We start from the raw sequence: 14323 nt of genomic DNA on the forward strand, positions 1-14323 counted from the left end.
GTGCAATTGTAAATCTTATTATAGAACTATAAAAAGTTTTTTCTTCACTTATTACGCAAAACTATTATTTCACAATTAACCTTTTTTAACTTTTATTATGAACGTAGGTTCATTATATTTGTATCGTAATATAAAACACACGTAAACTTCACTTACACTTTTACGTCTATAAATTATTAAGTTATGCCAAATTTTGATCATAAAGGACCAGGAGGATTAGGTCCAAAAACAGGAAATAAACTAGGAAAATGCAGAAAAACAAAGGATGAGCAAAAAGAATTTGAGAAGAATTTTTCTCTAAAAAAAGAAATAGAAAAAAATCTATGTGGCAAGCACCAACAAAAAAACAAATAATGCCGCAAAAAGAAACAACAGTTTTGGTAGGTGAAAGAGTTAAACTACCAACAAAATATGGTGATTTTGAACTGGTTCCATTTCAAGAGAAAAAAAACGGACTAGAACATATGGCTTTGGTAAAAGGGAATTTTACTGAAAATGACACCGTTATAACACGTATTCACTCGGCCTGCGCAACAGGTGATTTATTTGGTTCGCTAAAATGCGACTGTGGCGATCAATTAATAAAAGCAATACAAACAATTGAAGAAAATGGAAAAGGAGCAATTATTTATTTACAACAAGAAGGCAGAGGAATTGGTCTTATGAATAAAATGAAAGCTTATAAATTGCAAGAAAATGGTATGGATACTATAGAAGCTAACCTTCATTTAGGTTTTGCTCCAGATGAAAGAAAATATCAAATCGCAGCCATAATACTTAACTTATTACACATAAAAAACATAAAATTGTTAACCAATAATCCTGATAAAATTGATGGATTAACTGAACATGGAATACAAGTTGTAGAGCGCATTCCTTTAATAATTAAACCAAACCCATTTAATATAAATTACCTACAAACCAAAAAAAAACAAATGGGTCATTTATATGAGATAAATAAACTAGCAGCACAATAAATATGCTAATTGATTTATTTAAATTGAGACCTCGCTACGGCGAAGTTGACCAAATGGGATATGTTTACCATGCTAATTATGTTACCTATTGTCATCAAGCCAGAACTGAGTTATTACGCAAATTAGGCATTCAAGATGGTGAACTTGAAAAAAAGAATATTATGATTCCTGTAATATCTTTTGAAATAAGTTATAAAAGTCCTGGACATTATGATGAACTTATAACCGTAAAAACAATAATTAAAGAAATGCCAAAAGTTCGCTTTAATTTTGAATTTGAAATACGTAATGAAGAAAATACACTTTTAAGTAAAGCCAAATCAACTGTAGTTTTTGTAGACAGTAAAACACGTTTACCCAAAAACATTCCAAACTTTATAAAAAATAAACTTGAACCAAAATTTAAAAAAGTAATTTAATGAAATTAATTATACTTACTGAAAACTTTGCCGGATCTGGGCTTCTTGCCGAACACGGACTTTCATATATTATTGAACATGAAAATGAAAAATTTCTATTTGATACTGGGCCTACGAACGTATTTATTAAAAACGCGAACAAACTTGGAATTAATGTTCAAAAAGAAATTGATACTGTTATATTAAGTCACGGTCATTGGGATCACGGAGATGGTTTAGAACATATTAGTAATAAAACATTAATTACACATCCAAATTCTTTTATGAAGCGATTCAGAAAGAAAGATCATTCGTATTTAGGTTTAAAACTAAGCAAAGATGAAATAGAAAAACAGTTTAATTTAGTTCTTAAAAAAGAAGCATTTGCTATAACTAAAAATATTATTTTTTTAGGACAAGTTCCTCGAAAAACAGATTTTGAATCAAAAACAACTCCTTTTTTAGATGACAAAGAGCAGCCAGATTTTGTTATGGATGATTCTGCAATAACCGTAATTCAAAATAACGAACTTATAATAATTACGGCTTGTTCACACGCTGGTATTTGTAATATTATTGAACACGCAAAAAAAGTAACTGGAATTAATACAGTAAAAGCAGTTATTGGAGGTTTTCACTTAAAACAGAACAACCTTCAAACAAAAGAAACAATCAATTACTTAATAAAAAATAACATAAAAGAAATATATCCATCACATTGCACAGCTCTTCCTGCACTTGCAGCTTTTCATGAAGTTTTTAATACAGAACAATTAAAAACTGGTATGATTTTAAATTTCTAAAACACCTTTAAATACAACAAAATTAACGTGTAAAGCATAAATTGTAACGAGTTAATATCAAAACATTTTCATGGATACTAAAGAACATGTTATATTTGCCTTCTAAACATCCAAATATTTGATTGTGTTACACAACTTTTATTGTTAAACTTATTAAATCAATTTTAATAAATGTGTTTAACAAAATTCAAATTGTAGTATTTAAAAGCTAAGTATCTATATTTAAAAACAGCGCTTACATTTGAATGTTTCATTTATTAATGAGTAATAGCTCCTTAAAAAAAATCGTTCTAACGAACGTTAAAACAACAACTTATGACAAATAATATACTTATTGAAGATCAATATAAAAGAACCAGCTTATTTGAAAAAGAAAATGTGAACTATTTGGTTCGTGTTTTAAAAAGATTTAATACGGTTCCTAAAATCAATAATATTAATATTATTACATCTACCAGCCAACCAACAGTATTTAAAATTGTGCCAAACAAATCTATTATAATTGGTACATCCTTTTTAAATGAACCTGTTTTAGCATTGGTTTATTTAAGATATGGTATTGAATGGCAACTTTGGTATAAAGCCTTAAACGAAGAAAAAGAAGATACTGTTTTATGTGATTTAGCAGCCCTAGAGGTTACCAAAATATTCTATAAATTATTACCTAAAGATGATAAAGTAAAGTTAGAACCGCTAGACTACTTTTTACTTAATTTAATTAAAAGTGAAGCACCACTAAATACGGACTCTTTAACAAATTACGAAGCATTACAACAGTTTCATGGTTTAAACAAAACCAATACAATTTTTAAAGAATCTTGGAAACCAATTATTGAAAACCTTGCAAAACCAACAGAATATTTATTGATGGATGGTGGAGATTTAAGGTTGAATATTGATGAAATTCAATTATTGAATAAATATGGTTGTAGACCATTTCCAAGACCAGAAGCATTTACTTTTGCATCATCAACGGCTACAAGTGTATCAAATTTTGCTTTTGACAAAACAGATAAAGCTAGAAGTATTTTAATAAAAAACAGCTTAAAAAATGGTTTTGAAAATAGCACTATTGAATTTTCTGAACTACTAAAAAACAACCTTAAAAAAACATTTAATTTAAGTGATAAATGTGAAATTATATTTTCACCTTCTGGTACAGATTCTTCACTTCAAATTGCAGCAATAACACAAATTACTTCAAACAAAGAAATTACACATGTTTTAGTAGCATCTGATGAAACTGGAAGTGGTGTTCCTGCAGCATTAAAAGGATGTCATTTTGAAAATACAACAGCCCTTAATTTCCCTATTAAAAAAGGAGATAGAATTGAAGGATTTAGAGATGTAGATTTGATTGAAATTCCTTTTAAAAATGAAAATGGTGATTTAAAATCAGCAGCGCAAATGGATAAAGAAGTTTATGCTGCCATTTCAGAAACCAATAAACTAGGAAGACACGTTGTATTACACACCATGGATCAATCTAAATTAGGTTACCAATCTCCTAGCGCCGAAATGATAGAAAGCCTAGATAATTTAGAAGATTTATCTATGCAAATTATAGTTGATGGTTCGCAGCTTAGATTAGACCCTAAAGACATTCAAAACTATTTAAGCAAAGGTTATATTGTTACCATTACCGGTAGTAAATACTTTACAGGACCTCCTTATTCTGGAGCATTAATTTTACCACAATGCGTAAGTAAATTAATACATTCAGTAAAAAATTCATTACCTAAAGGTTTAACTCAATATTATAATAATTCTGATTGGCCAACCTCATGGTTCTGCTCTACTAATTTATCTGAAGGGTTTAATTATGGTTCGTACATGCGTTGGAATGCCGCCATAGTTGAAATGGACAGATATTATAAAACGCCTGTTTTATATAGAAATATGGGAATTGAAATGTTTTGTAATTTTGTTGAAGATTCTATTAAAGAAGCTTCTTTTTTAGAACCAATTTATGGTGATGAAACAAACAATAATTCTTACGCTAGTAAAGAGTTTGGAATAAGAAGTATTAGAACCATTTTTCCATTCTTCATCAAACAAAATGACAACGTTTTATCAGTTGATAATGTGAAAAAACTTTACATTCTATTAAATTCTGATTTATCTTCTCATTTTATAGATGCGCCATTAGAAATTATTAGACTTGCCGGTCAAAAGTGTCATATTGGACAAGCTGTTAATGTGAAATATAGTAACAACATTCAAAGTGCAATTTTAAGAATTAGTTTAGGTGCACGTGTAATTTCTGAAAGTTGGGTAAATAGAGATATTAGTATTTTCTTTAGAAATATTGAAACTCAAATGAATCAAATTACAGTAATTATTAAGAAAATGGAATTGATTCTTAATACTCCTGAATTACTCAACCAAAAAAGTAATTAGAAACCATAAAAAATGAGTTGATTTTTCAAGAAAGTCAACTCATTTTTTAATGTATTTTTAATATAAATTCTATAACTGGTTGTGAAAAGTAGTATTGCTTGGCAATTCAAACAATTGCAATTCAAAATACGAAACAGATGCAACTAAATGATCAAAAATATCAGCCATAATATATTCGTAGTTTTTCCAATCTTTATCTTTGCTAAAGGCATAAATTTCAATTGGAATTCCTTGAGAAGAAGGTGCTAATTGTCTCACCATTATGGTCATTTCTTCATTTATAGCCGAATGATTTTCAACATACGTTTCCATATATTTTCTAAAAACACCCATATTGGTAAGGTTTTTACCATTAATTAATAAGTTTTTATCAATTAAATTACGCTCATTATAAGCTATAATATCTTTCTGTCGTCTTTCTAAATAAGGTGTTAAAAGTTGAATTTTTTTAAGATTCTCAATATCTTCATTGTTCAAATACTTTACACTTTCTTGCTTTAAAATTAAGGCTCTTTTTATTCTTCGTCCACCAGAGTCGCTCATTCCTCTCCAGTTTTTAAAGGAATCAGAAATTAAAGCATACGTTGGAATAGTAGTAATGGTTTTGTCAAAATTTTGAACTTTAACTGTTGCCAAATTAATTTCAATAACATCACCATCTGCTCCAAATTTATCAAATGTAATCCAATCACCTATTCTAACCATATCATTCGTAGCAACTTGAATACTTGCTACAAATCCCATAATTGTATCTTTAAACACTAAAATAATTACAGCCGAAGCCGCACCAAGCGTAGTTAAAAACGCATAAATTTGTGTATTTGTAATAATTACAAATGAAAACATAAACCCAACAACCCAAGCAAAAATCATAAATACTTGAATATAGCTATCTATTGGTTTATCTTTTAAACGAGGTAAGGTTTTAAAATAATCTTTAAAAGTATTTAATAAACTTCGTACAATCCATAAAGTTAATACAACACCAAAAACATCTAAACCCTTTTCAGCCATATTACCAACATCAGTAAAGTGAATAAAAATATCATCCATTAAACGATCGGCAATAATTACAGGAATAATATGCGCAATATTTCTAGGAGCTTTATTTTTTACTAAAATATTATCAAATTTGGTATTGGTTTTTTCTGAAAACTTATTAAATGTAACTACAATAATTTTACGAGTTAAAAAATCTATTAGTACTAATAGTATAAGTAAACCAACTAAAAGCAGTGCTAAATTTAAATATTCAGCCATGGATACACTCATTCCAGAAAGAATAAATTTATCATAAAAAAAATGTGAAATAGTTTTCATAAAACATGTTTTAAAGTACAAAAGTATTGAATTAGTATGGCTCAATTACATCAAAAAAGTTAAAACTCAATAATTCTAATTTTAGAAATTAAAAAACTTCAAAAAAACTAAATTTCATTTCCGATTTCTTTATCTTTTTTATGGACAATTCAAAAAATATTTAGTTATTTTGTTATCCTAAATTGGTTAACCAATTACATAGACATTTACAAATAAACATTATAGGTAAAAATGAAAAATCATTTACAAAAATATATACTTTTAATCTTAGTTACTTTTTTTACTATTTCTGCATCGGCACAACTTGTTCCATCAGACCTTATGGAAAACTGTAAACAATGGAAAATTACATATCCAACAGGTGATGAAGATAAAACCTTATGTGATGAACCAAATAATGAATTCTTTTATGTAAATGATAGCAATGATGCTATTGTTTTTCGTACTCCAATTAGAAGCGACAACGGTACAACTCCAAATTCAAGTAACATTCGTTCAGAACTTAGAGAAAGAGTTCAAGATGGTAGTGTAGATATTTATTGGACTACAGAAGGTACTCACATGATTTACGTTAAACAAGCCATTACACATTTACCCATAAATAAGTCTCAACTTGTAGCTACACAAATTCATGGAAACAAAGATGATGGTATTGATGATTCAATGGTTATGAGGCTAGAAGATTCTCACCTATTTTTATCTTTTAACGGTGGAAAATTAAGAAGTAACGTTACCATAAAATCAAATTATACTTTAGGTACAGTTCATGAAGTTATATTTTTAGTAGTTGATGGTAAACATTATTGTTATTATGCTGAAGATGGAAATCTTTTAACAGCTTACAATACTAACAATGCTGAATCTTATTTGGTAAAAGCTGATGGCAATGATTATGTAATGGATTTAAATTATGATGAAACTTATTTTAAAGTAGGAAATTACACTCAAAGCAACGCGGAAGAAGAAGGAGATGATACCGATGATCCAAATAATTATGGAGAAGTTTTAGTTTATGATTTCTCTGTTCAACATGATGAAGTTAGTGTTACCGGTGTAACATTATCGCCAAGTTCTATTGATCTTTTAGTAGATGCAACTGTTGAATTAACTGCAAAAGTAGAGCCTTTAACAGCTACAAATATTGGGGTAACCTTTAGCAGCAGCAACCCTGAAATTGCTACTGTAGATTCTCAAAGTGGACTAGTAACCGCTGTTTCAGAAGGTACTGCAATTATTACTGTTACTACTGATGAAGGTGATTTTACAGCAGAAAGTACAATTACCGTTATAAAACCTTATGATGGTGCAAACTTGGCTCTTAATAAACCTATTACAACATCAGGAACTCACGATGCTAACTATGTGCCTGCAAATTTAGTTGATGGTTCTACAGCCACAAAATGGTCTGCTGCAGGTTTTCCACAAACCGCAATTATAGATTTAGGCGCTATTTATGAATTGGAAAGAACAGAAATGATTTGCCATAACGATAGAGATTACCAATTCAATATTTCTGTTGCAAATACAGAAAATGGTGGCTATACAGAAATTGTAGATAGATCTACAAATACAACTCCAGGAACCATTACTTACCCAATAATTGATACATTTAGTGCACAAGAAGGTCGCTTTGTTAAAATTACAATTACAGGTGCTGCAACTTACACAGGAAGTTGGATGAGTTTATTAGAGTTTAGAATTTTTGGAAATTCAACTTCAGGAGGAAATGATATTGATACCGATGGTGATGGTATACTTGATATTAATGATAACTGTCCGCAAATAGCAAATTCAGATCAAAAAGATACAGACAATGATGGAATTGGAGATGTTTGCGATACAATTATTGTTGAAGACAGTGACAATGATGGAATTATAGATGCTAATGACAATTGTTCTAACACACCTGCAGGTGATGCTGTTGATGCTTTTGGTTGTACTTTACTAGCCTCAAATAATTTTACAATTGAAGCAATAAGCGAAACTTGCCAAAACAAAAATAATGGTGAATTAATTATTTCTGCCAATGAAAACCGAAATTATCAACTTACTGTAAACGGAGCTGTTTCTAATTTTACAACTTCAAAAACAATTAGTAACCTAGCACCAGGAACTTATGACATTTGTATTGAAGTTGTTGGTACTACATCTGCTTACTGTTATTCAGTTGAAATAAATGAAGGTGCTACTATTTCAGGTAAGTCAAATCTAAAAGACAAACAACTTGAAATAGAAGTATTTGAAGGAACAATGCCATTTGAAGTATTTGTAAATGGAGATTTACAGTTTAAAAGCTCTCAAAATAAATTTTATATAGAAGTAAACCACGGTGATACTATTGAAGTTAAAACCGCAAAATCTTGTGAAGGTGTTTATACAGAAAACATACAAATATTAGGAAGTTTAGCAGTATATCCAAATCCTTCAGAAGGAATAGTAACAGTTACATTACCAACAACTGCAACAAAACAAGTTTATATTCAAGTTTTTAACCAGTTGTCTCAACAAGTAACTGCCGGTTACTTTGATGTACAAAACTCAATGGTACAAATTGACTTAACTAAGAAACCAAAAGGTGTTTATTTTGCAAAAGTATTTTTAGACAAAGCATATAATTTTAAAGTTGTAAAAAAATAATTTGTGATAACAATCATTCTCTAAAATGATTCGTATCATATTAAAACAAGTATTAAACGCTTAATTTTATTGTATTAATTAAAAAACGTAGAGCGTAAACAATTGTATTGTACAGTTCAATTTTTAAGGTACACTAAAGAGGTTTAGCTACTTTTTGATGGAAGTTATGGTTTACTATTCAAATTTTTAGAGGTAAAAATTTTTTGAAAGATTATTTCAATATCACTAAGTTACCAAAGTCTTTTTAGAAGGAAACAGGAAGTTCTGGCTTCCTGTTTCTATATTACAAACTTAAAAAATAAACAACTATTTTTAGTTTACTAATCTCAACTATTTTTTTTAGGATTGATCTTAAAAAAATTACACAAACATCAGTTCCAATATAAAACTCTTCAAAAGCTGGAATTATAAATTCTTACTTTTTTAGTAAAGAATCATCTATTATTTCTCTTAAATTGAGAGAAATCATTTCATTAAAACACCACATAAAATACATTTGAACTAGCGTAAGTTTAATTAAAACTATAAAATTATGTCACTAGTAAAATTTAAAAAAAGTCCGCTAGAGAATTTGCTAACACCAGATTTTTTAGATTTTAACACAAATCATTTATTAAATGATGGTTTTTGGTTAAAAAGAATGAATGAACCAGCTTTGAACATCAAAGAAACAAAAGACAAATTTGAAATAGAATTAGCAGCTCCTGGTTATAACAAAAAAGATTTTGAAGTAACAATTGATGAAGGTTGTTTAAATATTTCAGCTAAAAAAGAAGAAACTAAAGAAGAAAAAGATGAAAATTATACTCGAAAAGAGTTTAGTTCTTCTTCATTTGAAAGATCTATACAATTACCTGAAAGTATAGCAGACGAAAAAATTAAAGCCAAATATGATAATGGTGTTCTAAAATTTAGTTTGGCTAAAAAGGAAGAAATAAAAAAACAAAAACCTAAAGTAATTGAAATTTCATAACAGGTTGGTTTTTTAATTCTTTGCACAAATAAAGCAATTTAAGTTTAAAATTAATTTAAGTAAAAAAAACTTGATTCAAATTATCAATAAAAAGCTAATTTGAATCAAGTTTAATTATTTCAGCAACAAAATTTAAAAGCTTCTATTTATATAATCAGTTATCAAAATGATATTCCTCATTGCACTTTCAGCAAATAATATTGATATTTCTATTAAATCTTAAACAACATATTATGGAACGTGTATACCAAAGTCAATTTATTGATAAAGTAATTGTAGCGCTTCGAAAAGCTGCTATAAACTTGGAAGAATTTCAAGTTAAAACTGCCTTAGGAAAAGCTGAGGCAAAAGAAAAGTATGAAGAGGTTAAAAAAGAGTTTAACACATTTATTCATGAAAATGAATATAAAATTAATGATATTCAAGAAAATTTTGAGGAGCTTAAAACTAAATTTGATGAACTAAGAATACAATTAGCATTGGGGAAAGCCGAGACTATAGATATTTTTAAAAAGCAAAAAAAACAACTGCTTTTAATACTACATGAAATTGAAGTTAAAATTAAAACTGACAAAACTTTAAATAGAATGTACGCAGTTACTTTAATTGAAATTGAACAATTTAAAATTCAGCTTGAAATATTAGAAGAAAAATATTTAAACACTACAAGTGAAACTAAAAGTTCATTTCAAAAAGGTAAAGAAGAATTTAATTTATTTATAGATAAAATTGTTTCAAAATATTCTAAGAAAAAAGAAGAAACCAAATTAGAACATTTTCAAAATGAAATTGCTGAAGCTTTTACACATCTAAAAAAAGCATTCTCGTATTCATAAACTTTAAAAATTAAAAAGCACAATACATAATTGTGCTTTTTAATTTTAATAATCGTAAATTCCTTTGCTTATATTTATAACCATTCTTATTCCCAAAAGAACCGCAATCATAAAACTAGCCACTCCAATAAGAGAAATATTATTCCAAATTGGCGGAACTTCAAAAATAATAAACAACGCAGCACTTATAATAAAAGCAACCATTATAAAGGATGTTACAAGCTGTTTAGTTACGCGCTGTAAAGTATGCACCATTGGATCAATTCCTTTGTGTGTTAAATCAACTTTTATTTGACCAGAATTTATTTTACGAATTGCGTTTCTTAAATCTACAGGAAAATCTTCCATATAATCTGAAAATTCTATAATGGAATTTGCAACCTTCTTCCCTATTTTTATAGGGTTGAATTTTTTGGTGGTGCTTGAAATTAAATAAGGTTTTACAATTTCAAATTGCTCAAAATTAGGATCTAACTTTTCAATAACTCCTTCTAAAGTTACTAAAGATCGTACAAAAAGAAAGAAATATGTTGGCACTTTTAAACCATGTTTCATAATAATTTCTTTTAACTCTATAAGAATGGTACTCATTTCATTTTCATGAACAGTTCTAGCATAATACTTTTCTACAAACTCATTAATATCAAACTCTAAATCTCTCATATTTGAAATAATCATATTGTTTGACAATTTTTGAAGTTCGCGTATAATTTTATGAATATCTTTGTTAGTAATAGCAATAAACAATCCTCCAAATATGGAAATATCTCTTGGCAACATACTGCCCATCATACCAAAATCTAAATAACCAATTTTACCATTTGGCAACACTAATAAATTCCCAGGATGAGGATCTGCATGGAAAAAACCATACTCAAAAATTTGTTTGTAGTAACTCACAGCTAATTTATTTGCTATTCGTTTTGTATCAAATCCACTTTCTTGTAATTCGTTAATTTGATCAATTTTAATTCCCGAAATAAACTCTAAGGCAAGTACTTTTGAAGTTGTAAATTTATGGTACACTTTTGGCGCAATTGCATATTGCTCTTGCGATACATCATTTTGTAAATATGTATAAAAACGTTCAATATTAATAGATTCATTAATAAAATCAAGTTCCTTTAATATCGATTTTTCAAAGTTTTTAACCAATCCTATTGGATCAAAACTTTTTATGGAAGGAATTCTATTTTCTAAAACCTCAGCAACTTTATACATAACTTTAATATCTTCAACAATTACATCTAAAATGCCTAAACGTTGAATTTTTAGAGCTACTCTTTTCCCAGATTTTAAAGTTACTTTATGAACTTGAGCCATAGAAGCAGAAGCAAAAGGATTAGGATCAAACCACGCAAATAAATTTTCAACTGTATCTTTTAACTCAAATTCAACTACTTCACGTGCAGTATTTTGAGACATTGGAGGTACGTTGTCTTGTAATTTCTCTAATTCAAGAGTAAGTTCCAGCGGAATTAAATCGGGTCTATTGCTTAAAATTTGACCAAACTTTACAAAAGTAGGTCCAAGTTCTTCACACACCAATCTCATTTTAGCCCATTTTGTATATAAGAGTGCATGTTCTCTTGCTGCCTGCGGAATTAATTTTTGAACAAAAGTATAACGTTTACGTTCATCTAAATAATACACCAAATCTTCAAAGCCATATTTCATTAACACTTTTAAAATTTGATTATATCTAGATATCGATTTAAAATTACGTCGTATGCCAGTTAAAATTCCCATTTCATTTTTCTTCTAACTTATTGAGCCTTGCTTCTAATAATGCAATTGTTCTATCTGCTTGTTCAACTCTTGCATTTAATCCATTTATTTCTTCAATATGTGCAATGTTTACTTTTTTATAAAATTCGGCTACCAACTGTTCTACTTTTTCATAAAACTCTTCTTTCAACTCAAAAGATTTAAGAATAATTTTATCAATAGCTTTCAACTCTTCACCATTTTCATCAAGTTTTGTTTCTGAAATAATTTTATCAATTTCGTCTTTTCCTTTTCCTGAAAGTTCTTTAATTCGCTCTAAAAGTTCTGTGTTTTTTGCTAAAACATATAAACTGCAACTTAGTGAAAGAAATTCTACAATAGATTTTGTTTTCATGATGAATATTTTAAATAACTCTATTAAATTTATGACTAAAATTCAATCTCTAAAATGATATTCCTCATTTTATACTCTAAGTTGATGGTGTAATTTTAATAGAAATTAAGAACGCTAAAAACAACGCCATGAAAACAAATTCAATTACATCAATTATGACTAAAAATGTTGTATGTGTTACATCTGAGCAAAGTATTTTAGATGTGAAACATATTTACGAGAAAAAGGATTTTCATCACCATATTCCTGTAACAAAAAATGAAAAACTTATAGGAATGATAAGTTTGGTAGATTTTATGTATCATATTGCAGGTGCAGGAATTAATGATGATACAATAATTTATAAAAAATTAAAAGTGAAAGACATTATGACTTCGCATCCTTTTTATTTAACTACAAAAGCAACAATTGAAGACGTTGCCAAAATATTAGCCAAAGGAAATTATCATGCAGTACCAATTGTTGAAAATGATAAAATTGCAGGTATTGTTTCAACTGCAGATGTTATTCGATATTTTTTAGAAACTTCTTAGAAAAATATATTTTTATTACTTAAACCTAAAATCCCAAGAAACACCTAAAGAATAAATCCAAAAGAAATTTCCTTCATCAAAAGAAATTTCTTGATGCGTAATTCCAGCCTGTGCTCCCCAAGCATTTTTCTTGTTTTTTGAAGAAAAATAATACCCAAATCTAATACGTTGAGATTCAAATGTTACTTTTTCATTTGCTGTTGTACCATCATTAAATTGTTCGTAATCATCAGGCGAATATCCCATTGAAGCGGAAACTCCAAAGTAATTATCAGCATCACTTCTGTACAACCTATAAGTAAAAACTCCAGACATATTAGTTCCTGTTTCACCAGTTGTAATATAAGGACGTAATGAAAAATAGTTGTTTTTAGTATACCATCCTACAGAACCGGTAAATATATTTGTTGTTGCACTATACTTCAATGTCCTCATTCCTAAAGAAACCTCTAAACCATGTGGTAAAGATTTATATAGCTCAGCACCAAATCTAAATTTTGGAAACAAATAAGAATCAGAAAAACCTATATTTACATAAGCGTACAAACCTTCCATAATTCTTGGATACATATCTATCTCAAACTGAAAACCATTATCTTGAAACCTTCTATTAAAATTTAATTTTGCTTCAATAATACCATATTTAGTTTCTCTACTATAATCCAACGTATAATATTGCATTGGATCAAATACTTCTGAATATATATCTATATTATAGGTAAAACCAATAGAGTTAAAACGCAATGTTTGTAATAAGCTCTCTTTATAGTCAACTGCTTTTTGGCTATTTGGATTGCTTTCTAAAATTACATCTACGGTATTTAATGCCTCTTTTGGATTTTTAGAATTTGATTGTGCTCGTGCTTTTAACAGCAATAATTCTTCATCATTGGGAAAATAAACCAACGCTTCTTTTGCCATTTTTAAAGCCGAAAAAGGGTTTTCAGACCATAATTCATTATTAATTGCTGCAACCCAAGTAGTTTGTCTTTCTTTATCTTTTTCTAATACATATTTAAACTCTCTTCGTGCATCATCATAGTTTCCATCCCAAGCATAGGTACTTCCCAAAAATGATCGAATGTCATGGTAATTTGGATACTTGGTAAGCAACAATAATAACGTATCTTGAGCTTGTTTACGTTCACCATTAAATGCTAAATTTCTAGCTTTTTCAAAAGCAACATCAGGGTCTCCATTAAATGTTTTTTGTTGCGAAAAAACAGTACTACTTATAAATAATACAAGTATTGAAATTATTTTAAACACAGATTTTAACATACTATTTTAAGGTTTGTTTGTAGGTTTTATAATCAATATTTTT

At 28.4% G+C, this 14323-nt stretch carries 13 protein-coding genes; 9 read left to right on the forward strand and 4 right to left on the reverse strand.

The features are described 5' to 3' along the window. Nucleotides 1–183 precede the first annotated feature (183 nt). The 5 genes from ACFQ5N_RS11070 to ACFQ5N_RS11090 all read left to right on the forward strand — a co-directional run bounded on the left by ACFQ5N_RS11070 (nt 184) and on the right by ACFQ5N_RS11090 (nt 4578). Complete coding sequence (locus ACFQ5N_RS11070; protein WP_386809563.1) at nt 184–354, forward strand: DUF5320 domain-containing protein; 171 nt, start codon at nt 184–186, stop codon at nt 352–354. Next, a complete protein-coding gene (gene ribA, locus ACFQ5N_RS11075) occupies nt 354–977 on the forward strand; it encodes a GTP cyclohydrolase II (RefSeq protein ID WP_386809564.1) in 624 nt (207 codons plus the stop codon). The genes ACFQ5N_RS11070 and ribA overlap by 1 nt, the downstream gene beginning before the upstream one ends. A gap of 2 nt (nt 978–979) precedes the next feature. After that, complete coding sequence (locus ACFQ5N_RS11080) at nt 980–1396, forward strand: acyl-CoA thioesterase (protein WP_386809565.1); 417 nt, start codon at nt 980–982, stop codon at nt 1394–1396. Further along, nucleotides 1396–2178, forward strand: a complete 783-nt coding sequence (locus ACFQ5N_RS11085; protein WP_386809566.1) for an MBL fold metallo-hydrolase — start codon at nt 1396–1398, stop codon at nt 2176–2178. The genes ACFQ5N_RS11080 and ACFQ5N_RS11085 overlap by 1 nt, the downstream gene beginning before the upstream one ends. A gap of 315 nt (nt 2179–2493) precedes the next feature. Next, entirely contained in the window at nt 2494–4578 is a 2085-nt protein-coding gene (locus ACFQ5N_RS11090; protein WP_386809567.1) for a hypothetical protein, read from the forward strand. 69 nt (nt 4579–4647) lie between these two features. Here ACFQ5N_RS11090 and ACFQ5N_RS11095 read toward each other — a convergent pair whose 3' ends face one another. Then, the gene (locus tag ACFQ5N_RS11095; protein WP_386809568.1) at nt 4648–5898 is read right to left on the reverse strand and encodes a mechanosensitive ion channel family protein; all 1251 of its coding nucleotides are present in this window, start codon (nt 5896–5898) and stop codon (nt 4648–4650) included. 231 nt (nt 5899–6129) lie between these two features. On the opposite strand from ACFQ5N_RS11095, the gene ACFQ5N_RS11100 reads away from it, so the two are divergent. The 3 genes from ACFQ5N_RS11100 to ACFQ5N_RS11110 all read left to right on the forward strand — a co-directional run bounded on the left by ACFQ5N_RS11100 (nt 6130) and on the right by ACFQ5N_RS11110 (nt 10344). Continuing rightward, complete coding sequence (locus tag ACFQ5N_RS11100) at nt 6130–8535, forward strand: polysaccharide lyase family 7 protein (protein ID WP_386809569.1); 2406 nt, start codon at nt 6130–6132, stop codon at nt 8533–8535. Nucleotides 8536–9067: 532 nt separating this feature from the next. After that, nucleotides 9068–9508 (forward strand): Hsp20/alpha crystallin family protein, encoded by a 441-nt coding sequence (locus tag ACFQ5N_RS11105; protein ID WP_386809570.1) that lies wholly within the window; start codon nt 9068–9070, stop codon nt 9506–9508. Nucleotides 9509–9741: 233 nt separating this feature from the next. Beyond that, nucleotides 9742–10344 carry a hypothetical protein gene (locus ACFQ5N_RS11110; protein WP_386809571.1) on the forward strand — a complete coding sequence of 201 codons (603 nt, stop codon included), beginning with the start codon at nt 9742–9744 and terminating at the stop codon, nt 10342–10344. Between the two features lie 45 nt (nt 10345–10389). Here ACFQ5N_RS11110 and ACFQ5N_RS11115 read toward each other — a convergent pair whose 3' ends face one another. Then, on the reverse strand, nt 10390–12093 hold the full coding sequence (locus ACFQ5N_RS11115; RefSeq protein WP_386809572.1) for an ABC1 kinase family protein: 1704 nt from the start codon (nt 12091–12093) through the stop codon (nt 10390–10392). Nucleotide 12094: 1 nt separating this feature from the next. Then, entirely contained in the window at nt 12095–12466 is a 372-nt protein-coding gene (locus ACFQ5N_RS11120) for a hypothetical protein (protein WP_386809573.1), read from the reverse strand. A gap of 128 nt (nt 12467–12594) precedes the next feature. On the opposite strand from ACFQ5N_RS11120, the gene ACFQ5N_RS11125 reads away from it, so the two are divergent. Beyond that, the gene (locus ACFQ5N_RS11125) at nt 12595–12999 is read left to right on the forward strand and encodes a CBS domain-containing protein (protein WP_386809574.1); all 405 of its coding nucleotides are present in this window, start codon (nt 12595–12597) and stop codon (nt 12997–12999) included. 15 nt (nt 13000–13014) lie between these two features. Here ACFQ5N_RS11125 and ACFQ5N_RS11130 read toward each other — a convergent pair whose 3' ends face one another. Next, entirely contained in the window at nt 13015–14280 is a 1266-nt protein-coding gene (locus ACFQ5N_RS11130) for a YaiO family outer membrane beta-barrel protein (protein ID WP_386809575.1), read from the reverse strand. Nucleotides 14281–14323 lie beyond the last annotated feature (43 nt).

The sequence above is a fragment of the Lutibacter holmesii genome (assembly GCF_042679665.1).
Taxonomy (GTDB): Bacteria; Bacteroidota; Bacteroidia; order Flavobacteriales; family Flavobacteriaceae; genus Lutibacter; species Lutibacter holmesii.